This window comes from Actinoplanes sp. TFC3 (genome assembly GCF_001553785.1).
Taxonomy (GTDB): domain Bacteria; phylum Actinomycetota; class Actinomycetes; order Mycobacteriales; family Micromonosporaceae; genus Actinoplanes.
This window is the reverse complement of sequence record NZ_LOJP01000001.1, coordinates 3,518,670-3,541,698: the sequence shown is the minus strand read 5'-3', so window position 1 is coordinate 3,541,698 and position 23,029 is coordinate 3,518,670. Positions and strand designations below refer to the sequence as shown.

General features: G+C 62.1%; 15 protein-coding genes and 2 pseudogenes. 12 read left to right on the top strand and 5 right to left on the bottom strand.

Translation table 11 applies throughout. From position 1 onward, the window contains the following. The first annotated feature begins 160 nt into the window (after nt 1-160). From TFC3_RS15915 to TFC3_RS15905, 3 genes are all read left to right on the top strand, one after another. Entirely contained in the window at nt 161-772 is a 612-nt protein-coding gene (locus tag TFC3_RS15915; RefSeq protein WP_236718148.1) for a TetR/AcrR family transcriptional regulator, read from the top strand. A 355-nt stretch (nt 773-1,127) separates the two neighbouring features. Continuing rightward, nucleotides 1,128-2,159 (top strand): cyclopropane-fatty-acyl-phospholipid synthase family protein, encoded by a 1,032-nt coding sequence (locus TFC3_RS15910; RefSeq protein WP_067500439.1) that lies wholly within the window; start codon nt 1,128-1,130, stop codon nt 2,157-2,159. A gap of 1,015 nt (nt 2,160-3,174) precedes the next feature. Beyond that, the gene (locus tag TFC3_RS15905) at nt 3,175-4,746 is read left to right on the top strand and encodes a bifunctional 3-(3-hydroxy-phenyl)propionate/3-hydroxycinnamic acid hydroxylase (protein WP_067506820.1); all 1,572 of its coding nucleotides are present in this window, start codon (nt 3,175-3,177) and stop codon (nt 4,744-4,746) included. A gap of 286 nt (nt 4,747-5,032) precedes the next feature. Here the strand turns inward: TFC3_RS15905 and TFC3_RS15900 are convergent, their stop codons facing one another. Next, nucleotides 5,033-7,714: a S8 family serine peptidase gene (locus TFC3_RS15900; protein WP_082772091.1), complete on the bottom strand. Its 2,682-nt coding sequence runs from the start codon at nt 7,712-7,714 to the stop codon at nt 5,033-5,035. Nucleotides 7,715-8,061: 347 nt separating this feature from the next. Between TFC3_RS15900 and TFC3_RS15895 the strand changes: the two genes are divergently transcribed. Beyond that, nucleotides 8,062-8,634: a VanZ family protein gene (locus TFC3_RS15895; protein WP_067500435.1), complete on the top strand. Its 573-nt coding sequence runs from the start codon at nt 8,062-8,064 to the stop codon at nt 8,632-8,634. Nucleotides 8,635-8,697: 63 nt separating this feature from the next. On the opposite strand, the gene TFC3_RS15890 is transcribed toward TFC3_RS15895, so the two are convergent. Both TFC3_RS15890 and TFC3_RS15885 read right to left on the bottom strand, forming a co-directional pair. Next, complete coding sequence (locus TFC3_RS15890; protein WP_067500433.1) at nt 8,698-10,224, bottom strand: methyl-accepting chemotaxis protein; 1,527 nt, start codon at nt 10,222-10,224, stop codon at nt 8,698-8,700. Nucleotides 10,225-10,552: 328 nt separating this feature from the next. Then, nucleotides 10,553-11,827 carry a GGDEF domain-containing protein gene (locus TFC3_RS15885; RefSeq protein WP_153040251.1) on the bottom strand — a complete coding sequence of 425 codons (1,275 nt, stop codon included), beginning with the start codon at nt 11,825-11,827 and terminating at the stop codon, nt 10,553-10,555. Nucleotides 11,828-13,120: 1,293 nt separating this feature from the next. Here TFC3_RS15885 and TFC3_RS15880 point away from each other — a divergent pair. From TFC3_RS15880 to TFC3_RS15870, 4 genes are all read left to right on the top strand, one after another. Then, nucleotides 13,121-13,843, top strand: coding sequence for a hypothetical protein (locus TFC3_RS15880; RefSeq protein ID WP_153040250.1), 723 nt, complete (start codon nt 13,121-13,123; stop codon nt 13,841-13,843). Between the two features lie 4 nt (nt 13,844-13,847). Next, nucleotides 13,848-14,384: a histidine kinase gene (locus TFC3_RS35885; protein WP_153040249.1), complete on the top strand. Its 537-nt coding sequence runs from the start codon at nt 13,848-13,850 to the stop codon at nt 14,382-14,384. Between the two features lie 323 nt (nt 14,385-14,707). After that, nucleotides 14,708-15,034 carry a PadR family transcriptional regulator gene (locus tag TFC3_RS15875; protein ID WP_067500427.1) on the top strand — a complete coding sequence of 109 codons (327 nt, stop codon included), beginning with the start codon at nt 14,708-14,710 and terminating at the stop codon, nt 15,032-15,034. Between the two features lie 194 nt (nt 15,035-15,228). Next, nucleotides 15,229-16,035 (top strand): hypothetical protein, encoded by an 807-nt coding sequence (locus tag TFC3_RS15870; RefSeq protein ID WP_153040248.1) that lies wholly within the window; start codon nt 15,229-15,231, stop codon nt 16,033-16,035. Between the two features lie 40 nt (nt 16,036-16,075). On the opposite strand, the gene TFC3_RS35880 is transcribed toward TFC3_RS15870, so the two are convergent. Next, entirely contained in the window at nt 16,076-16,606 is a 531-nt protein-coding gene (locus TFC3_RS35880) for a LytR C-terminal domain-containing protein (RefSeq protein ID WP_161952600.1), read from the bottom strand. Nucleotides 16,607-17,030: 424 nt separating this feature from the next. Between TFC3_RS35880 and TFC3_RS15860 the strand changes: the two are divergent. Both TFC3_RS15860 and TFC3_RS15855 read left to right on the top strand, forming a co-directional pair. Further along, a pseudogene (locus TFC3_RS15860) lies at nt 17,031-18,283 on the top strand (IS256 family transposase). A 42-nt stretch (nt 18,284-18,325) separates the two neighbouring features. Next, a complete protein-coding gene (locus TFC3_RS15855) occupies nt 18,326-18,868 on the top strand; it encodes a 2'-5' RNA ligase family protein (RefSeq protein ID WP_067500421.1) in 543 nt (180 codons plus the stop codon). 764 nt (nt 18,869-19,632) lie between these two features. On the opposite strand, the gene TFC3_RS35875 is transcribed toward TFC3_RS15855, so the two are convergent. Continuing rightward, the gene (locus TFC3_RS35875) at nt 19,633-20,916 is read right to left on the bottom strand and encodes a sensor histidine kinase (RefSeq protein ID WP_153040246.1); all 1,284 of its coding nucleotides are present in this window, start codon (nt 20,914-20,916) and stop codon (nt 19,633-19,635) included. A 638-nt stretch (nt 20,917-21,554) separates the two neighbouring features. Here TFC3_RS35875 and TFC3_RS15850 point away from each other — a divergent pair. Beyond that, nucleotides 21,555-22,211: a response regulator transcription factor gene (locus tag TFC3_RS15850; protein WP_067500419.1), complete on the top strand. Its 657-nt coding sequence runs from the start codon at nt 21,555-21,557 to the stop codon at nt 22,209-22,211. A 616-nt stretch (nt 22,212-22,827) separates the two neighbouring features. Continuing rightward, nucleotides 22,828-23,029 (top strand): annotated as a pseudogene (locus TFC3_RS15845) (ABC transporter substrate-binding protein); the annotation flags it as partial.

The window sequence follows — 23,029 nt, the reverse complement described above, 5'->3', positions numbered from 1 at the left end:
ACCGGCTTGGCCGAAGCAGCGGGTTATGCCGTTTGTGCGGCCTGTCATGGTCTTTGCGCACGAAGAACATGTTCGCTACGATCGTGATATGAGCCCCCGTCGCGTTCCTGTCAGTCGCCGTGACCGACCCGCAAAGTCTCCCTTGAGCCGTGAGGTAGTCGTGACGGCGGCTTTGCGGATCATGCGCGAAGAGGGTCTCGAACGCTTGACCATGCGCCGGCTGGCGGCTGAACTCGATACCGGCCCAGCATCCTTGTATGTCTATGTGCAGAACATGGCGGAACTGCACGCGGCGTTGCTGGATGAGCTGTTGGCCGATATTGCTCTACCTCACACCGGTCCCGTCGCCCGTTGGCGCGACGGCTTGATCGACATCATGACTGCTTACACGGTGCTGCTGTTCCAGCATCCCAGCTTGGCCCGTTCGGTGCTGACGCTGCGCCCCTCCGGGCCGAATTACTTGCGCCTGATCGACACTTTGCTTGGCCTTCTCAACGCTGGTGGGGTACCGCAGCGTCAGGCCGCTTGGGGCGTGAATCTGTTGTTGCAACATGGCACGGCTACCGCCGCCGAGCAGGGAACACGCGGCGAGTCGGTCGAGGCCGATGGTGAACAGCTTGCTTTGATGTGGTTGGTGGAAGAAGCCAGTAGCGAAGATTATCCAAACATCGACCGTGCCCGATCAGAGATTTTCTCCGGTACTGGCCCCGAGCGCTTGTCCTGGGCGCTTGGCGTGCTCATTGACGGGATCGTCACGACCTCTGCGCTGTAGGTCTGCCGCGCAGCAGCAAGCACTGTTGATCATGTTCCAGTCGTCCGCCATGTGCGAGCGCTCGAGGCCCACGACTGCAATGGCCAGCTCGCGGCCAAGACGGCTGCTTCCCGGCCGGCGGACGCTCACCGCGTCGGCATTGACACCGGAAACCCGGAAGCCCTCACAACTTAAGTTGTACGCCATCATCATTCTTTGTGCTGACGGCTGCCAGGCGCGTGGCCTGTAACGTCCATCCGGATCTTGAGCACACTGTCGGTTCTTTCCGCATCACAGGCCTGCTCGACTTACGTCACAAAGGCGCCTTCCGGATGCGAGAGCAGCGGAGAACCCACCAGAGCCCCGGGGGTTGAGGATGAACGAGAATGACTGGAAGCTGACCTTGAAGGCAGTGAATGAGCTCAGTGCTCAAGTCGAGCTGGCAGGGCTGTTGCAAGGAGCCATTAGGTCAAACTTTCTTCAGTACTGCCGGAAGCCGACGACCGTCGACGAGTTGGCAAAGGTGACCGGACTGCCGACCGGCATTGTGGACAACGCCTGCCTTGCACTGCAGTACCTCGGGGTATTGCGCCGCGGCGTTGACGACCAAGTAATAATCAGCGAAGTTTATGCGCCGCTTCTCGACCGTGGTCTCGATCAGCGCGTTCTCGACCGTCTGACCGCCGCACCGGTCAGAGCGTCGATCTTGGGTAACGCGTTGGACAGCGCTCACTCATCGTACTGGAGTATTGACAGCGCCTCGCGGGTAGCGCTGGCCGCCAATGCGACGGCGGATCCTCGAACTGAGTTCGGCCGAGAAGCCCTCGTCGCCAGCGTTCGATCCGACCAGGCCCTGCATGAGGCCTTCACTCGCGGCGGTCGTTTCCTCGATCTCGGATGCGGGGTGGCCGGCGGAATTATTACATTCCTGTACTTCTACCCGTCTCTGAGCGCTGTTGGCATCGACATCGCCGACGACGTGTTGACCGTTGCGCGAACCCGGGCTCAGACCGTCGGAGTCGACGACAGAGTTACCTTCTTGGCCGCCGATGCGGCGAATTACCGGGACAGTGAGCCGTTTGACTTCGTTTTCTGGCCGCAGAACTTTTATCCAGAGGCGAGTCGCGCTGACGCACTCTCCACTGCATTCACGAATTTGCGCCCCGGAGGGATGCTGCTGACCGTGCACTTGCCGCGGCAAACATCACACTCTCCTGGGGTTACTGAACCCGACGCCGCTAGTGCGGGACCGGCTCTCGACCGCCTGCTTCTTGGTCTGTCGGGCATCGAAAGGCGACGCCTTGACGCACTGACGACAGAACTATCGGAAGCCGGTTTTGTCGACATCACTGCCGGGGCAGCCGTGCCGCCGGTTCTGCCGCTAGTTCAAGCACGACGGCCTCAATAGAGAGGTGGGGATTCGCCGCGAAATGGCGCGATCAGCAGGAATCCGCGCTGGTGTGGCTGATGGGTGCTCCTGGTGACGATTGCCGGGCGGCAGAGGAGGCGTGTAAGGCAATTCCGATTTCTGTCCGTAAGAATGGTGTGTGGACTTGCCCATTCGCGGTAGGTGTTCTCTCGGCCGGTCTTGGACAAGCGGACCAACGTGGCCTCATTGAGGCAAGTGTACAGCGGTATGCAAGAGCTGGTCTCGATTATCGCGGTGGCCCCGGTGGCACGCTTTGTGGTGAATCTTGAAGCCGTGAGGCGTCGCATGCGCAGGTCGTATTGCACGCCGTTACCCCAGCCAGAGGCTTGCATCAGCCGCATCATTCGTTGTGCTTGTTTCGCAAGGTCAGCAATGAAACTGAAGTAGTAGCGGCTGTCGACATCGGGGGACTCCGGTCGAAGCGCCAGGAGTAGGACGATTAGCACGAGTGGCAAGAACTTCCCGCTATATGTATCGCTCCGGCAGCTTCGGTAGCCATGTGACGGCGTCAGCTGTGGTTCCCAGCTCCGCTACCTGACCCAGGACGCAACGTCGAGATGCCTGCGTAGCCGCTATGAGGCAGGGCCGGATTCGACCCCGTAGTGCTCCTGTGCATCGTGGTGAGCGCCGGACGGACAGTGAGCCGGCGAGCCGCGATTTCGCGTGGCCCTGTGATCCAGCACTCCGTCTGGCGCCGAAGAGAATGAGCCCGTCTCGATTCTTTCGTTGCATCCTGTCAAGTGCGTCGGACGCAAGAAGTAGTTCAGAAATGCGCACTGTCAATTCGGCGAAGCGTAGATGATACTGGCATCAAGCGCGGATTCTCATGGCGCGGTGGCTCTTGAGAAGCCGAATAACTTGTCAAAGAAAAAGTAATGCCAGCTCCAAGGCGAGCACTGCACCAATTCCTGGTCATTGCGAACAAGGATGAGGTCGAGGTTGTTCACGAAGCGCTGCACTCATGCCTGTGGTCAGCTCGGGAAGGGAAGCGATGATGAATGAATCGGACGTCTCTTCGTCGTCGGTAGACGTCGACGTTGCTGTGGTCGGTGCGGGGCCGGTTGGCCTGACGTTAGCCGCTTTTCTGGGCCGGTCCGGCCACCGTGTTGTCGTTTTGGAGCGATATCCTCAGCTCTACGGACTTCCCCGCGCCGCCAGTTTCGACGGTGAGATCTTCCGGCTGTTCGCTGAGCTGGGTATCGCTGAGAATATCCGGCCCTCCCTCCATGTTCAGCGTGCGTATCAGTGGAGCAATGCGGACGGCGAGATCCTCCTGGATCAGCAGAGCCGGGATGTGGGTGACAGCGGCTGGCCCGACCTGGTGATGTTCCATCAACCTCTTCTGGAAAAAGAGTTGCACGCGCTCTGCGCGTCGATTCCTTCCATCGACATCCGTCTGGGTGCCACCGTAACCGATGTGGTTCCAGCCGGGGACTTCGTCGTCCTTGAGTCAGCCGATACAAGTATGGATGAGAGCGGAGCTGCTGTAGTGTCGGCGACCGCCGGCCGCAAGAATGTCACCGCACGCTTCGTTGTCGGTTGCGACGGCGGAAACAGTTCTGTACGCAGCACACTGGGTATCGGGCAGGACGACCTTGGTTTCTCCGAACCTTGGCTGGTCTGTGACTTCAAGTTACGACGTCGAGCTGAAGAATTGGGTCTGCCGTCCGCGCTTCAAGTTGGCGATCCCGCAGAACCCATGACCATTTTCACCACGGGCGCCGGGCATCAGCGTTTCTGCTTCATGCTGGACGGCACCCAGGCAGGCCATGCACCTTCGGAGGATGAAACGTGGCGACGCGTCCGGCGGTACCTACGGCCTGAGGATGCCGATATTGTGCGTGTGGCCACCTACACGTTCCGGTCGGTGATTGCCCAGCGCTGGCGGGACGGTCATATTCTGCTTGCTGGCGACGCCGCACACCAGATGCCGCCGTTTCTGGGCCAAGGTATGTGCTCGGGGGTACGCGACGCGGCGAATCTCGCATTCAAGCTCAATCGTGTTCTCAGCGGTGAGCAGAGCGCTGATCTGCTCGACACCTACCAGAGTGAGCGGGAACCTCATGTGCGCGGCGTCATGAAAACCAGCATGACGCTGGGGCGTCAGCACACCCTCCGCGATCCCGAGCTCGCACGGCAGCGCGACGACATGCTGCGGATTCGTCGTGATCGCCTCGCTGCACCCGAGCGCATCCAGCTTCCTCCGCTCGGCCCCGGAATGCTGGGAACGGGCGGGGGCGGCCTGAGCACTCAAGGCCGTGTTCATGACGGCACCCGGACGGGATTGCTCGACGATCTTGTTGGAGGTGGCTTCCGGCTTCTGGTGCGCGCTGAGCACCTGACCGAGATCGATGTTGCCAACCTGCAGACCTTGGGAGTCACCGTGGTCGGAATCGGCGACGTACCGGGAAATGGCGTGGTCGCCGACCTTGACGGCACCATCAAGCGCTGGCTCGAGCATCTCGGTGCCGCTGCTGTCGCGGAACGGCCCGACCACTACGTGTTTGCCGCCGGCCCGGATGCGGCCGAGGTCGCCAGGCAACTAGTGACGGCCCTGCGGAGGTAGGTCCTTACTGCACATCGAGGTTAGCTCGACGGCCTTGGGAAGCCTCAGCCCTCGATCACGTTGATCGCGCATTCCACAAGCGGGTTCTGGTTGAAGCGGTGGCAAGGCCTGCAAAACAGCTAGCGCCAAGAGGGCGTCCGGTTGTGCACTGGACGCCCTCTGACGCCGCCTCTCGGCAAACCAGCCCCGGCGGTTGACGCCTCTCGCGGATCAGGAGCGGGGATGGTCTTCGGCGTGCGCGTGTCTCATCGGGGCATATGGCATGTGCCTGGTTGAGTTCGGTCGCCTACGGTATCGGTAGTCGCCAGGTCTCGGTGGTGACTTGTCCTGCAGGGTAGGTCCGCCTCGGACTTCTGACGCGAGCGAGCCCAGCCGTAGATTGAGCATCTACCTCCGTGGCCCAGCCGAGCTCGCGGTCCACGCTGATGTGCTCGGTGCGACGGAACGGCATGTCGAACTCGACCAGGCCGGAGAAGCCGTTCCAGCTGTCGTCGTCGCCGAGTGTGCCTTCCCACGTGCGGCTGCCGACCGCGGCGGGTGCATCCGAGGTATAAGTCGCATCGATGGTTGCCAGTTCGGTGTCCCGCACGGCGCGGCGATACCCGTTGGGCACTGCTCCTCGGTTGATGAGAAAAAGCTCGTAAAGGTACGGGCTGTTGCGGCCGGGGCGAGCGAAGGTGCCGGTGAGGGTCGTTGCAAAGCCGGGTACGGCGCGGCGGGAACCGATCGAGCCGATCGCCACCTGGTGGAACGACGGCACGAAGGCGCCACTTTGATACTCCGGCCAGCGGAAATTGATCATGCCCTCGTTCTGGGCGGCGTCGTGCGGCGGAACCGAAATTGCGACCGGCTTGCCCAAACGAGCATCCATCTGCACCGTCATCGAGTGGTTCACAATCAAGCCGGGCTGTCCGAGTACGGTGGACTGGTCGTCCTTGGCCGTCTCGGTCTCGCGACCCTGGAAGACGTATCCAGCTAGCCCGTACGTACCGCGAGGCACCCGGAACGTCATCGAGGATTCGTCTCCCACGTCGAACCACGATGACCTTACATCCGTGCCTTCCAGCGCAGTGCCGACGTCGTTTGCAGGAGAGCCGTCGCGGTTGCGGTAGTTCAGGCGCACGGTGTAGCTTTCCACTTCCTTGTCGACCGCGTACGGCGTGTGCACCTGAACCCCGCCGGCGCCGGTCGCCGCCAAGTAGCCGTCCTGAACGCCGGTTCTGCTGGGTACCCGGGTGTCCACTCTCAACGAGGTCGACGCTGTGCCGCCAGCCCGTACGGTGAGGGTCCGTGTGGTCAGTGTGAAACCGGGGCGAGCCGGGGTCAGAGCCAGTCTCAGCGTGACCGGCTTGGTGCTGGAGTTGCGGTAGGTGACCCGTTTGGTGAGAGGTTTGTCGTCGGTGTGGGGCCAAGCCTGCCTGCCGAAGTTCAGGTTGCCGCCGTCGACGGTGATGTTCTGGGTGATGGCCCGGGCTACGTCAAGCCGGCCGGCGCCTTGCTCGAGGACGCCGAAGGGGTTCAGCCATCGCGTCGAGCCCATGAGCGCTTCCTTGCGTCGTGCAGCTGTCCATGAGGGATGCTGGCCGGTCAGAATCGCTGCCGCCGCGGCTACGTGCGGAGTCGCCATCGATGTCCCGGACATCATGGTGTAGCCCTCGGCCGGACCTTCGTCGGTTTCGCTGCCATGGACGGCGCGGGCCGCCACAATGCCAACTCCGGGTGCGGCGATGTCCGGCTTCATCGCGGCGTCGCCGACGCGGGGGCCGTGACTGGAAAACTCGGCGATGCGATCGCTGGAGTCCGCGGCGGCGACAGTCAACGCCGCGTCCGCGCTACCCGGAGAGCTGACGGTGCCGTCGGAGTTTGCACTCGCGCCGTCGTTGCCGGCAGCGATGACGAACAGGCTGTCATATTTGGCGCTCAGATCGCCGACCGCTTTTTCCACCGGGTCCAGTGCTGGGGTGTCGCGGGCGCCGAGGCTCATGTTGATGACGCGGGAGCGCTGCGCAGCCCACTGCATGCCGGCAATGATCGCCGAGTCGGTGCAGCCGTCGGACTCGCAGACTTTGCCGATGTTCAGTCGTACGCCTGGAGCAACCCCGCGATACTTTCCGGCTGAGGCAACACCGGTGCCGGCGATGGTGGATGCTACGTGGGTGCCGTGGCCGACATGATCGTCGACGTCGGGGTCGGTGGTGAAATTGGCCGTTTCGGCGATGCGTCCGGCGAAGTCCGGGTGGGTCATGTCGATACCGCTGTCGAGCACCGCGACCGGTACGCCGGCGCCCGTGAGGCCTTTGCGCCAGGCTGCGGGTACACCAATTTGTGCGTTGCTGATGTCGTCGGCCAACTGCCGCTTGCCGTCCAGCCAGATGCGAGACACCCCGCCGGCAAGGGTGCGTGCTTGACCACCGGCCGGAACCGTCGTTTTCCACAGTTTGGCGCGAGCAGCGTTGTTCGCCTGCAGCGCGGTCAGACCCAGGGCCGGCAGATCACGGGCGACGGCGGTCTCGGCGCGGGCGGCGACCGCCCGGCCGTTGGCGGACTCCACCAGCACCGGCAAGGCTGGCGTGCTGCGATCGTCGTAGCCGTCGCGGTGCAGCGTCGTCAAATCGAACAACCTGATATCTACCCGGCCGGAGCGGATCAGCCCGAAAGCGTCCACTGGGATCACGTAGTGAGCATCATCTGTCCATTTCGTAATGAATCGCATCGCAGCCCGTCCGGGGCCACGCACAATCGTGATCGCACCGCTTGGGGTCTCAGATATGCGGTCGCCGGTGATCAGCGTGAAAGTCAATGGTGAGCTGGGGGACGGCACAGGCGCCGCATCCGCGGGCGCGGTCAGGACGGGCACCATCGCCGCAACCAGGGCAGTGGCGGCAAAGCCCGCGCCAACTGCCCGTCGTCTTCTTGAAAACCCCACTTTGAACATTCGGACAGGGTCATCGATGGCGATGGTGGGCACATCAGTCGTGAGATGGAGGCAGCTCCTCCTCAAGTATCAATTCCGCCTTCTCGAGTATCGATCTCCCCATCCGAAGTACCGTAAAAGCGGGTGACGGTTCTCGTTAGCCGTGAGCGAGGCCGCTTGGCGGTACTCAGCGCAGGGTGTGCAAGGATTGTGGTGGCCCTTGTGGCCTTCGATGTCTTTCCTCGGCAAACGTTCGTGTTGAGCTGTGAAAACAGCCCAGAGAGCTCCCGGAATCTGATCGCTGTAAGCGTTTTTTCTCGTCGATCACGGAGGGGAGCGACGGGCATGCAGCAGCTGGAAGGGGTGTATCGCCAGTTGCGCAGCCGTGCCATCATTCCGGCATGCTGAACGAAGAAATGGCGTTGCGTTATCTCGCCATGCCGGCCGTCTGGGCCATTCTGCTGACCGCTGCTGCAGCCGCGGCAGCGTTCGGTCGTAGACTGGCCGCACGATACGGCGCTCCGACTCTGACAGGGGTTCTCTTCATCCTGGCGGTCGGCTGTATCGCCGCTCTCACCGCGCCGCTGGACACGTCGCAGGAGATTGAAACGACGCGCATTCCCTTCAGTTACGTGGTGGATACCTACACACACAGTGAGATCTACCGGGAACTGCTGACGCTGCCGGTCTTTTCGGAGCGGTGGGCCAACGTCGTACTGTTCCTGCCGATTGGAGTGCTGGGCTATCTCCTGAGCCGGCGTTTTCTCCGGACAACCGCATTCGGTGCCGCGTTCAGCCTCGCTATAGAGGTATGGCAGACAGTCATCGGACGTATCGGCGACATAAATGATCTGCGCAACAATGTCATCGGCACTGCTCTCGGTGCTCTCGTTGCTCTCGTCATCCTTCGAGTACCGGGAGTGAGAAGAACTCAGGCGTCAATGCCCGTCCCGGCGGGTCGAGGCCAAGTCTGACCGAGCCGCTGGACAACCTACGGCTATAGCGGCAAGCCTTTCATGGCACCGGCAGATCAGGTCTCAGTAGCGGAACTGCGAAACCAGGGTACGCAATTCGCTGGACATCCGCGCGAGCTCGGCAGTGGCCTGCTGCGTCTGCGTCACACCATGAGTTGTCCGTTGTGCGGCCTGAGCGACAGTGCTCGCGTTGGCAGCGATCTGGTCGGCGCTGACGGCGGTGTCGGCGACGCTGCGGTTCATTTCAGCAGTGGTGGCAGTCTGCTCCTCCACGGCGGAGGCGATGGTGGTCTGATAATCGTTGACTCTCGCGATGACCGAGGCGATCTCTTCGATGGCTCCTACTGCGCTGCTGGTTCCGGCCTGGATGGCGTCGACCCGGCGGATGATGTCCTCGGTCGCGCGCGCCGTTTCCTGGGCCAAGTCTTTGACCTCACTGGCGACTACGGCGAAGCCCTTACCGGCCTCACCGGCTCTGGCTGCCTCGATGGTGGCGTTGAGGGCGAGCAGGTTGGTCTGCTCAGCAATGGCGGTAACGGCCTTGACGACATCGCTGATCTCCCGTGACGACGCGCCGAGCGAGGCGATTGTGGCGTTGGCGGCCTCCGCGGCCCGTACCGCTGAACTGGCGACGTCGGCGGCCTCGCTGGTCGAGTGGGCGATCTCGCGGATGGAAGCACCCATCTGCTCGCTGCCGGCCGAAACGGTTTGTACGTTGGAGGAGACCTGCCCGGCCGCGACCGAGACCGCATGGGCTTGCACGGTGGACTCCTGCGCGGACTCCGCGATTTGCGCAGAGGTAACAGACATCTCCTCCGCGGCGGCCGCCAGGGAGGCCGACGACTCGTCGATGGTCTGCATCATTGCGCTCAATGACTGCGAGCTGCGGCTGAGGGCCTTAGCTACCGCGGCAATCTCGTCGCGCCCCGCAATTTCCAGTGGCGTAGCCAAGTCTCCGTCGGCGAGCAGGTCCACACGTCGACGGACGCGCGCGATGGGCGTGGTAATGGACCGGGTGACGACGAAAGCGAGCAGGAGAGCGATCAGCGCCGCGGCACTGCCCGCGCTCCACACCACGATCGTGCCCGTGCGCCGGGCAGCATCAGCATCGCGCTGGGCGCTCGCCGCCTCATCTTCCGCAGCAACGGCCGCCTTGTCGAGCAGCGCGGCCATCTGCTGGAAGAGGTCGATCTCACGGCCGATGACGAGGCGATTCGCCGCTGCCGTCGAGGCTGGGTCATTGCGGATGTACAGCGCGGCGATCTGGCTGTCGACGGTCATGAACTCGTCGAGCAAGGCACCGATCTGGCCGACCTCAGCGCTTCCGGGCCCCGAGATGGCGGCCTGTGCAGCCGACGTGGTCGACCGGAAATTCTGCACCGAAGTCAGGAAGGCTTTGCGGGACGTACCGGTGTCCGTCGCAGCATTTTTCTCGCCTCGAACAGCGTCGAACGCGTACGCCGTCTGCCAGCCGTTGAAGTCTGCTGATCCGAACTTCGCGTCTTTGACCAGCGCCACTACCCGCTGGGCCCGCTCGGCCCTGGTGTTGGCTTGCTTCAGCTTGCCCGACGAGGTCAGCGCGGCTGCCATCACAACTACGAGAAGCGTTACGACCAGGGCGAAGGCACAAGCCAGCCGAGACCCGACCCGAATACGGTTCAAAGCGTTCACAACGCTTGAATCGGCAACGAAGGTGTCCGCTTTAGGGACAATGCTTGACTGCTCCGCCGAGTCGGCGCGGTGAGACCAGCCGTCTCCGAACAGGCATCAGCCGAAGCCCTCCGTTGCCCGTGGGCGCCGCCCGGCTGGCGATCAACGTGCTGGTGTACCGCTGACGCAGGACCGCCCTACCCGCCGCCATTGCACTGGTGAAGGGCGGCGCCACCGTCGCGTGTTCACCGCCGAAAAGGCCGCGGGGTTACGCCAAGGGCGTTGTTGCCAGGACTTGCGTCTGCTTGTGTGAAGCCTTGTCGGCATACATGGCTTTGTCCGCAGCGGCAAGCAGTGCGTCAGGGCCTGCTTGGTCCACGTCGATGTAGGCGGCAACGCCGACACTGGTACCGAAGTGAAGCGTGTTGCCATTCCACACCACGGGTGCTTCGGCAAGTGTACGCAGCCGGTCGGCTAAATTCCGCGCCCCGATATCGGTCTCGACCTCCGTGGCCAGTACGACGAATTCGTCGCCCCCCAGCCGAGCGGCAGTGTCGCCGGCGCGCACGGTCCTGCGCAGCCGGTTGGCGAATTCGGTCAGGATGGCATCGCCAGCGGCATGCCCGTAACTGTCATTGATCTGCTTAAATCCGTTAAGGTCAAGGTAAATGAGTACGGGTCCATATCCGGTGGCCCCGTACAGTGCCAGCTCGACCTGGGCTCGAAGCGCCGCCCGATTGGCCAGTCCCGTAAGCTGATCGTGCTCAGTCTGATGCATCAGCGCGGCTTTGATGCGTTCCTGTTCCCGCACCACGAACAGGAAGCGCGCCAATACGAAAGTGGTCAGCAAGCCGATGGAGGTCAGCAGCGAAACCCGGCTGATGACGGAGCCGAACGAGTTCAGGCCGCTCACCGTGGGCAGGGTGATCAAGGCGACGCCGAGAAACGCCACTCGCGCGGGATGCAGGCGCTGCGACGCCGCCGGGTCCGCCTCGATCACTCTGGCCGCGTCCGGGTGCGCCACCGCCGCCGCGATAAGACAGTTCGCGAGCAGTAGTACTCCGTCGAAGCGATCCGTCTGGCTCGCCCAAGTCGCCTCCGGGAACAGCACCGGGAGCAGGGAGGTGCCGATGTCGCCGATCAGCATCAGGGTCAGGGCCGAGACAAGGTAGCGGGCCGGCCCCCGGGTGGAGCCGGGTGCAAAAACCAGAATCGCGATGGCGGCAAAAAACATCACATCGCCGATGGGATAGAGCGCGGCAACGACCGTTGACAACGACAGCGTTTCTTGCTCGGCCGCGGGCAAGATCATGAATTGCCATAGCAGCCACGCCATGACAATTGTCATGGCAGCCGCATCGAGAATGGCGTCTCGTATGCGCCCAGGAGCGCGCAGACGCACCAGCTGTATCATTCCGGCGAACATCAGAGGGTACCCGGACAGCCACAAGATGTCGGAAGGTGTAACGGCATCTGACGCGGCCGGCATGGGCAGAATATCGAGCAAGATGTCACCGGCAAACCAAAGGCTTTCCGCGATCATAATGAGTCGGAATGCTGACCGGCTGGGTCCGATAACAGACCGTAAACCCGCCCACCCGGCTGCCACCAGGGCGGAGAAGCCGATGAGGTAAGCGATGTGAGCGCTCGGGCTACCTGGCTCGGAAAAGGCCACTGACCCAGCTGCTGCACCCAATACAGGCACAACGGCCGTCCGGACACGCCTCATGTCGTCCTCATCGGCACCCGGTTGTCCGCGCTGAGGTACAAGTTCACATTCGCCGAGGTGGCGTTTACCGCAGGCGACAGCTTGCGAGTCAAGGTCTGCTGGCAAGAGTATCGACCAGGCGAACAATAGTTACCGACCTTGCGCTTTCACGGCGATGCAAGTGTCTTGCGCTCTTGGCGCAGAGCGTCGCGCCGAGGGGTACGCAGGTAGGAACGAGCTGGCCCCTGCGGGCGCGGGCGACGAGGCCGGCACTACACAGAATAGCCAGACAATCGCCAACTGAACCCAGGCTCAGCCCAGCGCCATGAGATGAGTGGTGCTGGCCGGTTCGTCGAGAGCCCGCAGGATGGGTGAAGCCGAGCAATCGGTCGATGTCAGGGTCGGCACGGTGGGGCCGGTTTGTCACTGGGTCTGCGCAAGATGCGCAGCGCTTGAGGACCGCATGCCTGGCAGTCACTGTCTGAGCTACCAGGCCACCGTTGACTGCGCGACTTGTCCTACCAGCGTACGCGCGCCTTGTGAGTGGAAGAAGCCATACAAGTGCCGGCATCGAAGCGCATCAGCCAGCGGAGTCACCACCCGCGAGAGCTCAGCGGCGTCTACCTGGGCCGAGCTCTGGGAGATGCTAAGACGATCTTAGTATATAGTCCGACCGTCGTAGTGTAGAGGGGAGCAGGGGATGCGAGAACCACCTTCTGGGGATCTTCGCTGCTCTGGCGCAGCAGATGCGGCACGGATACGGGCCTGCCCGAAGCCTCGCGCAGCTGACGGCCGATGTGGTCGAGCCTCCATCGGTGCGCGTCTGGTGTTGTCTGCGCGCGCGGGCGGGGTGGTGCTGGAATGAGTTCTGGTTACCAGCGCTGGGTGTGGGCGTATCCGCCTGGGCCTCGGCGTGACGAGATTGTCGATATGTTGATGTTGGCGGGGGGTCCTTCGGGGGCGCCGCCGTGGTCGGTGCGGGTCAATCTCGTGTGGCATGGTTTGCGTGCGCGGCTGGGCCGGCCGGCTAGTAGAGGCGTGGTGTGTGCGGCTGTTCTGGTGAGTGTGGTCACGGGTTTTTTGGCGGTGTGTGCCGCTGAGGCTGTGGCGTGGTCGGTGGGGCCGGCTGTGCCCGACCTGAAGTCGGTGGCGCCGCTGGTGTTTGCTGGCCAGTCCGTGCAGCAGTCCCGCGACAGGTCTATGATCGTGCCCTCGGGGAGCTGGAAGGACTACTTCACCGGCAGCGATGACCCGGGTCGATACGGTGTTCAATCGGTATGGGCATCGTTTGAGGTGAGCGATTCCTCGGTGTGGCTCAGTGCGGTGCGGGATCGGCTGCAAGCCGCCGGGTGGGAGTACCGCGGTGCCGGGAGTGCCGAATACCCTCATTCGCTGTGGGCAACCCGCGGCGGCTACGCCGTCGAGGTGGACATCGATGATCCGCTCCAAAACGAGCCGGTAAGTGCTTCCGCAGTAGTGATGCGGACTTCGCCCTGGTGGATGACGGTGACAACGTCGCTTGCCGGGATCGCCGGTGCTTTTGCCGGGTGGTTCTTCACCGGCTGGGTGAGCCGGCGAACCGAGAACTGTGGACGGCTGTTGCGTACCAGCATCACCACAATGACTTCGATCGCTTTGGTGATGATGGTTGCTCATGCAATGGCGGGTCTTGGTGGGAAACTGTTTATTTTTCTTTTGCTGGCGCGACCCACCGCGCCGCCCTGGGCTGCCCTGTTCGAACTGGTTGGCTGGCAGATGTTTTTGACGTCGCTGGCGTTGACCGCCGTCATCGTGGCCCTGGCCATGATCCGGCCGAAGGTGACAGACAGCCCCCTTCGCATCGCGCCGTAACTTCGTGGTGACGTGGTTACGTACCGGTGGTATCGCCTGTTCATGTGTTGGATTTCTTGCCGTTGCATTGGGTCATTTCATGCTCAATTTTGTTTTGGGAAACGTTTCGGTTCGTTCTGCCTCTGTGTCAGTGGGGGTTATCGTGGCTAGCGTTCTCCTGGCGGTTATGGCAAGAACAGCCGTAAAGCGTCATCGCCTTCTGTATTCTCTGCGGAAATGCAACGGCCTTCTGCAACGTGAACGTGATCTCGTGGTGGCCGAGGCCTGCTCACGAGAGCGGTCTCGTATTGCGCGGGAGCTTCGTGACTCGCTGGGCCATCACCTTGTGTTGATCTCGATGTATGCCGCGCAACTCGACTCGCGGCCCGATATGTCTGGTCTGCGGACTGCCGCTGCGCTTCGTTCGACTTCAGCTTCTGCCATGCTTCAGTTGCGGACAATCCTTGGTGTCCTGCAGCCGGGAAGCACAGATGACCGCAGTACCGACTTGCAGCCGGACAATCTGCTGCCGGACAATCTCGACATGCTTCATAGAATATGAGGAAGGGGCACGGCTGTCGTCAGCCCACGTTGCGCCGGACCACAATGAGGGGGTCAATTCAATGGTTGGAACGGCTGAGCATCGAGGTCGCACCTTTCACGGCAGTTGTCATTTCGTGATTTGTATCAGTTGTTGTATTGCGGGCGCGGCGGCCGGGTTATGCCGATGACGCGTATGGGCAAACAAATACTGAACTCTCGCCAAGACGAGCCGGGGTTTCGTGGACAAATGCGAACCCCGGCAGGAGTGCTCGTCTCTGATTGATGTTACGACCATTTTGCTATAAAGTGGCGACTGATCTTGGTTGAGGAGGGGGGTAGTAAATGCAGGAGCCAACTTTTTGGATCCTCACCGCTCTGGCGCAGCAGCCGCGCCACGGATACGGAATATTTCAAAGCGTCGTGCAGTTGACAGACGGTGGGGTCAAGCTTCAGCCGGGCACGCTGTATGCGGCCCTGGATCGTCTTACGGCGCAGGGTGATCTTGAGATCGATCATGAAGAGGTTGTTGATGGGCGTCCTCGCCGTTACTACCGGTTGACCGAGCGTGGGGCGGCGGCTCTGGCACGGGAGAGTGAGCGCTTGGCTCTGAAGGCTGCGACTGCGCGTCTGGTGTTGTCTGCGCGCGCGGGCGGGGTGGTGCTGGAATGAGTTCTGGTTACCAGCGCTGGGTGTGGGCGTATCCGCCTGGGCCTCGGCGTGACGAGATTGTCGATATGTTGATGTTGGCGGGGGGTCCTTCGGGGGCGCCGCCGTGGTCGGTGCGGGTCAATCTCGTGTGGCATGGTTTGCGTGCGCGGCTGGGCCGGCCGGCTAGTAGAGGCGTGGTGTGTGCGGCTGTTCTGGTGAGTGTGGTCACGGGTTTTTTGGCGGTGTGTGCCGCTGAGGCTGTGGCGTGGTCGGTGGGGCCGGCTGTGCCCGACCTGAAGTCGGTGGCGCCGCTGGTGTTTGCTGGTCAATCCGTGCAGCAGTCCCGCGACAGCTACATCATTGTGCCCGGCGGAGGCTGGAGGGGCTACTTCACCGGAGTCGACGACGAAGATCGGTACGGAGGCCAGACGATAGCCCCTCAGTCACTACCGGCGGGGACCGACCCTGCACGGTGGCTGGACACCGCACGTGCCGGCCTGCAGGCCGACGGGTGGAGATACCGTGGTGACACTTCCGACCCTACTTATGAGCACTCGATCTGGCTGACGCGTGACGATTACACCCTTGAAGTTGGCTCCTGGGACGAGGCCGTCGACGGCGAACCAGTGAGTGCCGATGCGGTGGTGGGCAGGGCTATGCCGTGGTGGATGGTAACGACCACGGCGCTGGCGGGGCTGCTCGGCGCCTTCGCTGGCTGGCTCCTGAGCGGCTGGGTGAGCCGGCGGACCGAACGTTACGGGCCGGCTTTGCGGACGGTGGTGACCACGTTGACGGCCGTTGTGTTGTTCCTGATGGTTCCTCATGCACTGTTCGGTCTGCACCTCGCGACGTCGAACGCCTTGTTACTTGACGTGCCGTCTGCGCCACCATGGGTCGCGCTTTTCAGCATGTACTTCACGGGCGACATGTTCGTGGCTGCAGTAATTTTGACATGTGTCATTCTGGTTCTTGCGTTACTCGGCCCATCACGGGAACGCGGCTCGTCCGCCGTCATTTCTTGACACAACGCCCGAACAATGGCCGGGATTTTTGCGCGGACCTCTAGCGTAGAGTGCGGCAAGTGCCAGGCGGGAGTTTCGGCTCCCCAAGCTGAGCCATGGCTTGGTTTACTTCAGTAGTGGATGCCAACTCGCGATACCGGTCGCCGAGGGTGACGTCAATGACGTCACCCGTGCGCGATCTGTTGAACTGCGACGTGGCCTCGCCCAGAAAGAATGCCTGGATCCACTGAGCGGCACCAACCGTCTCGGGACCGAAATAAATGACCGCGATGTCCGCGTGCAGTTCATTCGCGCTTTGCAAAGGCTTCTGCACCGCAAAACCGCGGTTCTTGAATTCTTCGCTGACTTGGACAGCCAGACCTTCGGTGCGCGTGCCGTTAATTATTCTGAGCTTGACTTGACCAGCCTCTTTCGGGAGGGTCAGTCGTACTTCAGTCATGCCCTTGGGACAGCCGGCACCAACGTCAGCGTCAGCCTGTGAATCATGCAGAACTGCAATTATGGCGACCGTGATCGCCATCAAGAAGCTAAAGGCGATGGCAAGGGATGCACGTAAACGAGGGAAGCTCACACCGTCTAGACGTTTGCAGGACGAGATTGGTTGGTGTCCTTGCATCGTAGTTTTCAATGATCATCCGAGATAGCAGCTGACGAGCCCTGTCATCGAGAGCACTCGGCAAGACGTGCACGATCGCCGGAAGTACCCCTGACGCGGATATCACGGCGGTGCTGAAGGCACGCAGCCTTGCGCCCTATCGGCAGCCTTTGCGGCCCTCGCGGGTCGCTTCCCCTTTCGTCCGGGTAAGGTTCGCCGACGCGCTTGAGCCGCGCTGGATTAGCTGAACTTCGCACAGGTCATCGAGGCGTTACGTTGGAGCAATGCTCAGAACCTGTGGATCGGATCTGGGGGATGCGAGGGGCGTACCTTCCCGATTGATCCCTTGATGGTCACCGAGTAGGCCCGCGTTGCAGCGCGGGTGGGGAAGGCACGTCTCTTGCTCAGCGTCGTTAGCGAGAACGGCTCCACTCAGTCCGGCTCCCTGCTCGACGAGATCGTTCGCGAAAGCGCCCGACGGATGCTTGCCGCCGCCTTAGGAGCGGAAGTCAACCAGTGCATAGCCGAGTTGACGAGCGAGATCGACGCGAACGGTCACCGCCTGGTCGTCCGCAACGACCACCACCGCGCCCGTACCGTGGTCACCGCCGCCGGGCCGGTCAAGGTCACTGCACCGCGCGTGAACGACCGGCGCGTCGACGCGGCTACTGGCGAGCGCAAGCGGTTCTCCTCGGTGATTCTGCCGCCGTGGTGTCGTAAGTCCCCGAAAATCTCAGAAGTCTTGCCGCTGCGCTACCTGCACGGACTATCGTCCGGAGACTTCGTCCCCGCGCTGGAACAGTTTCTCGGCGGCACGGCCGGCCTTTCGCCGGCCACCGTCACGCGGCTAACCGAGCAATGGCGCGACGACCACACCACATTCCAAGCTCGCGACCTGTCCTGCCGCGACTTCGTCTACGTATGGGCCGATGGCGTGCATCCCAAGGTCCGACTCGGCCAGGCCCACTCGTGCGTTCTGGTCCTGCTCGGCGTCCGCGTCGACGGCACCAAGGAGCTGATCGCGCTCGCCGAGGGCCTGCGCGAGTCCACCGAGTCGTGGGCCGATCTACTTCGTGACTGCCGTCGCCGCGGCATGCGCGACCCCGCCCTCGTCGTGGGCGACGGCGCCATGGGTTTGTGGAAAGCTCTAGCCGAGGTTTTCCCACAGCCCGGCATCAACGGTGCTGGGTCCACAAGGCCCGCAACGTCTCGAACGCTCTGCCGAAGTCCGCACAACCCGGCGCGACGAAGGCCATGCAAGAGATCTATAACGCCGAGGGCCGCGACCATGCCGACAGGGCGATCGAGTCGTTTGCCCGGACCTACGGCGCGAAGTGGCCGAAGGCCGTCGCGAAAATTACCGACGACCGAGACGATCTGCTGGCGTTCTACGACTTCCCGGCCGAGCCCTGGATTCACCTACGAACCACGAACCCCATCGAGTCGACGTTCTCCACGGTCAAGCTCCGCACCAAGGTCACCCGCGGTGCGGGCAGCCCGGCCGCGGCTCTCGCGATGGTCTTCAAGCTCGTCGAGTCTGCCCAAGCCCGCTGGCGGACGATCACTGGAGCTCATCTGGTCGCACTCGTCCGCGCCGGCGCGCGGTTCGAAAACGGCGTCCTGAATGAGCGGCCCGTGACCATGGCGGCATGAAACCGGTAGCGCATCCACCTCGCCGTCCGAGATCATCCAGCGGTGTCCCATGATGACGAACCAGAACGCTACCGAGCGGGCCAAACCGCCTTGCTGGCAACCGTGGAAGAGCTCGAGCCGCTGGTTGGGCACTGGCGTCGACGCTTCGATTCGTCTGCATCGGCCGGGGTTCCCGCCCACGTCACGGTGCTGTTCCCGTTCCTCGACATCGACCGCATCACCAACACGGTCGTAGGTGACCTCGAGATCCTGATCGGCGCACACAGCCCCTTCACGGTCCGATTCGAGGAATGTCGCCGCTTCCCCGACGTGCTCTACCTCGCCCCGACGCCGGACCAGCCGTTCCGCGCTCTTACCGAAGAAATAGCTAAGCGATGGCCGGAGGCACCGCCCTACGAAGGTCAGTTCACCGAGGTCATTCCGCATCTGACCATCGCCCACGGCCAGCAGCCCGCCATCTTCGAAGAGCTGCAGGCAGAACTGGCCGACCAGCTACCCGCCACAACAACGATCTCGTCCGTCAGCCTCTTCGTCAGCGACGGCCACCGCTGGCGACGTCACACGGAGTTCTCGATGCTCAGATAGCGTCCCCGGCGCAACGACGCGCCTAACCGACCCACAACTCTTGACAATTACTCAGTACGTTGACACGGGCTGGCTCAGGCGTGAACCACGCGGCGAGGCAAGTTTCCGACCCTCGAACGGGATGTCCCACAAGCAGAGCGCATCAGACGCGCCCCAAACCGCTGCTGAGGGTGCCCCCGCTTAACCGCCATGTGGCCGTGAGCACCGGTGATGCGACGGAGGATCATGCCCGTGGCGCCGCCGATTGAACGCCGGTGACGATTATCCAATTCCAGCGTAGCCGGCTGCTCGACGAAGATGGCCGCGTGCGAAGCCAGCCCGATTGCGCAAGGTGTTCTGACCTCCAACGGCGGGGTAGGCAGCTGATGAGGCTGGGCCGTCAAGTCCGCGGCAAGGACAGGGGAGTCTCGTACTGCCCAGACGATCTGCCAGTCGCCGCGCCCGCACGATTACTGCCAGCTCCTCGGGGGATTCTCCTGCCCACTGCGCTCCGTTTTTTGGACAAGGACATACGACTTTCGTAGTACGGCGCTATCAAGAAATCAGACATCGTGACGACGCAGCCAGAAGGCAGTCATGGATAGCATTGCTTCATGCGGGTCATGGCGCGTGGTCACGGAAAGCGCCGGAATCTGTCGTTCGGTTGAGCACGCCGATCGGCCGTGATGTCGATGGCCGGCCGCGGCGCTGGCACAGTGCTCGATCGAGCGTTGGTCATCAAGCCGGCGGTTGCGATTCGATTTCTACGGATGGAGCCAGCCTGCTCAATGCTTGGATGCATAGTAGGCAAACATCCAATATAAAGCTGTTGCTGCTATCAATACCAAGCAAGAGGCAAGTGTTCCCCAACGGAAACGTCTATTTGATTCTTCGATGTAGCGTGTCATGTCCATGCCGCCAATTTCCATAGCGGGTACATCGTAGGGAAGAAAGGCAGTCAGACGAAAACTGTTTGTATCTGTCATGCCGTAGTTCAGGATGCCCCCGGCTAAGCTGATGCGCTCGGTCAAACCTGCCAGTCCGCGGCGGCTTGAGCTCATGGGCAGGGCTGCGGCGGTCAGATTGTTGACGACCTCAGCATGCAGGGCATCGGGTTCGTACTGTACGGAAATGTAAACGGTCGCTCCTGGTGCATGTTTGAGCGCATTGGTGATACCCTCTTGGATTGTCCGGTAAGCGGCTCGCTCGATAATTGATGGCAGTGGCCATTCTTGGTTGCTGCGAGTGATCACCACGGAGGGACCTGCTGAACGCACGCTCTCGATGAGGCCATCAATTCTGATCCGCAACGGTGCAGCACCCTCGTCGTCCTGTTCGCTGATGGGTAGGACATCGAGAATGTGCCGTAGCTGAGTCATGGCCGACGCCGAAGTGTCACGTAACAAAGCGATGGTACGCGCTCGGTTCGCATCGGACTGGGAGTCGAGTGTCGCTGTATAGAGTGAGATGAGAGTCAGCTTGTGCCCCAGTGAGTCGTGCAGATCGCGTGCAATGCGCGAACGTTCGCGTATCTGTGCCTGTGACGCTGCAGTATCGCGTTCCCGGTGCAGCCGGGAGTTGGACTCACGCATCGCGATGATCAATGACCGACGCTGAGCAAATGTCCATGCAACAACTGCTGGCAGCACGCCGGTAAAGGCCAGGATTGCCAATAGATCCATGGCGTAGGCAAAGTGCAGTGACGTACTCAAGGTGGTCGCCGCGAAGGCAGTTCCCACGATCCAACTTCCGAGTGTCGCGGCGAAGGCAAGACTTGCCGGCCGCCAGGGAGTCTGCTGACTTCCCAGCGCAACGCTGAGCAGAAACAACACGAGAGGACTCATCCCGCCGACAAAAATCCCGATCACGGCGGCTGTTATCAGTGATTGCACGGGGTGCCGTCGACGGAGCGGGACGATCGCCGCGGTCACGGTGGCAGCAATCGCCGAGAGCGCCACCGGGTGAGGCAAGAGGATTGGGTTCGCCAGCACCGTTGCTACTGCACACCCCAGAGCGAGCAGAACTTCGTATGCGATCCGGTTTGGAGACGCCGATCTGAGAACAGCCACCCAAGGTGCTATGCATTTGCAGACAAAGGCTGACACCTAGCCGCCTCACTTCTGATCACTTCTCTTATCTGCCTGCGAGGCAAGCCCCACAGTTCGCCGGCACGCGGATCCTACTCGTGGATCTTCGCGCAAGGTCTGCCGACCGAGTCGAACGGCCTCCTCCCCACCGGTGGCACGTCCGTCGCCCAGCTACCGTCGACGAAGGAAATGGCGTTGCCCCACGGTTCGGCGCAGCGCGCCTCTGGCGCTACGGTATCGGTTTCTCTGCCTTACGAGGCCTTACGAGAATGATGCGCTACATGCGGAAGTCTGCAACGGAGCGGTGCTCGGGATGCGGCTCGCCGGCTCCACCGGGCGAGGCCTGATCGGTCTGGATGAACGTGTCAGACTGGCCGGAGGAGTGCTCCATCACGGTTTGACGCAGACGGGCAGCTACCGGTTGGCCGCTGTGCTTCCCTTTGACGGTCCTCAGCTGGGCACCACTGACAGAGAAGCGCCTTGACCACTCGAGGAGTCAAGACGTCCGTTTCGCTTAGGATTGATCATGGTGGCTGCTGTCCTGCTGTTCTCCATCGCCTTGGGCTGCATCGCTGCGCCGAGGTGACACCCAGCGCCCCCGCTCACCGAATCGAGGGTTCATGACCAGTGGCCGTATTCGTGTCCTGATCGCCGATGACGATCAACTTGTCCGGACTGCTATAGGGCTCATCCTGGCAACGCTGACCGACATCGAAGTGATAGCCGAGTGTGCCGACGGTCGTGCCGCGGTGAACCAGACGGTGAAATACCGTCCCGAGGTGGTCCTGCTCGACATTCAGATGCCGGTTCTCGACGGCCTTGCGGCACTGCGTCAGATCCGTGCCGCAGCCCCCACCCCAGTTTTGATGCTCACCACATTCGGCGAAGCCGCGTATGTCGATCAAGCCCTCGCAGCCGGGGCGGCCGGGTTCCTGCTCAAGGATTCCGCTGCGGACGAGCTCCCTGCCGCTATCCGTGCTGCGGCGGCCGGCAAGGCCTTCCTGAACCCGGCTGTTACTCGTGAGTTACTCGATAGGCTCCCCGGCCACGCGGAACCGGTTGTCGACAACACCGCCGCGCTCGAGACGTTGAGCGAACGTGAACGCGAGGTGCTGATCCTGATCGGGAAAGGCATGACCAACGCGGCGATCAGTGCCGAACTATGGATTAGTGAAGCCACCGTGAAAACCCACGTCAGTCGAGTGCTCACCAAACTCGACTGTGAGAACAGGGTGCAAGCAGCACTCCTGATATATCGGACGGGGCTCACCCGCTGAGCCGGATCTCTGCACCCTTCCGGCACCCTCAAGACCCAGCCGGCCGCCCTCCGGGCGGGTTGACCCGTGTCCTCCCAGCAAGTTTCATCAGGGCATCCTGCCGACGCCAGCGTGAGCTCTGTTGCGATCGGCGCGGTCACTTGCCGCAAACGAACGTTGATCCGGAGCCTGCGCTGCAGCGTCGTTCGATTCGCCCAGCGACCTCGACCTGTACGAGAGGGACCTCGCCTGAGTGGTGCTTCGATGGCGGGCCGACAGCAGTAATACTTTAGTCGCATTGATTGATTCACAAACTCATCACTTTGTATGACGCGGCCATCGTAGAGCGCTACTAGCTTTACTGCATGCGCATCGCAGCACCATGCCCTCGAGCTTTCGTGCCGGCGTTCCGTCCCCGGCCTTCAAAGCCGCTCAGCTGACTATGGCGTCGAAGTGGGCACGCCTCGATACGCACCTCACGCAGGACCACTGCTCCTAGTGGTGCGTTAGCAATTATCGTGAGTGTAACGGTAGCGACGTAACTCACGGCCGAATACTTCAGTGGACGTGCTGTCGGCCTCTTCTTCGTAGTTTGCTGGCAATAGGAGTTCCTGTGTTTCTGAAATTTGCGTGGAAGATGGCGGTCGGCGCGACCGCCATCGCCTTGTTGGCCGCTGGATGTTCGAGCGGTGGGTCGGAAGACAGCGACTCGTCCGGCAACTCGATTATCGTCGGCATCGCCGAGCCGCAGCACCTGATCCCGACCAATACGACGGAGACCAGCGGTGCGCAGGTTCTGGCCGCGCTGTTCTACCCGCTTGTCGACTTCGACGACAAGA

Bases quoted from the DNA above. Each gene is read 5' to 3' on its own strand.
- TFC3_RS15910 (WP_067500439.1), top strand. From the start codon at position 1,128: ATGAACGAGAATGACTGGAAGCTGACCTTGAAGGCAGTGAATGAGCTC.
- TFC3_RS15905 (WP_067506820.1), top strand. From the start codon at position 3,175: ATGAATGAATCGGACGTCTCTTCGTCGTCGGTAGACGTCGACGTTGCT.
- TFC3_RS15895 (WP_067500435.1), top strand. From the start codon at position 8,062: ATGCTGAACGAAGAAATGGCGTTGCGTTATCTCGCCATGCCGGCCGTC.
- TFC3_RS15890 (WP_067500433.1), bottom strand. From the start codon at position 10,224: ATGGCAGCCGCGCTGACCTCGTCGGGCAAGCTGAAGCAAGCCAACACC.
- TFC3_RS15885 (WP_153040251.1), bottom strand. From the start codon at position 11,827: ATGATCGCGGAAAGCCTTTGGTTTGCCGGTGACATCTTGCTCGATATT.
- TFC3_RS15875 (WP_067500427.1), top strand. From the start codon at position 14,708: ATGCAGGAGCCAACTTTTTGGATCCTCACCGCTCTGGCGCAGCAGCCG.
- TFC3_RS15850 (WP_067500419.1), top strand. From the start codon at position 21,555: ATGACCAGTGGCCGTATTCGTGTCCTGATCGCCGATGACGATCAACTT.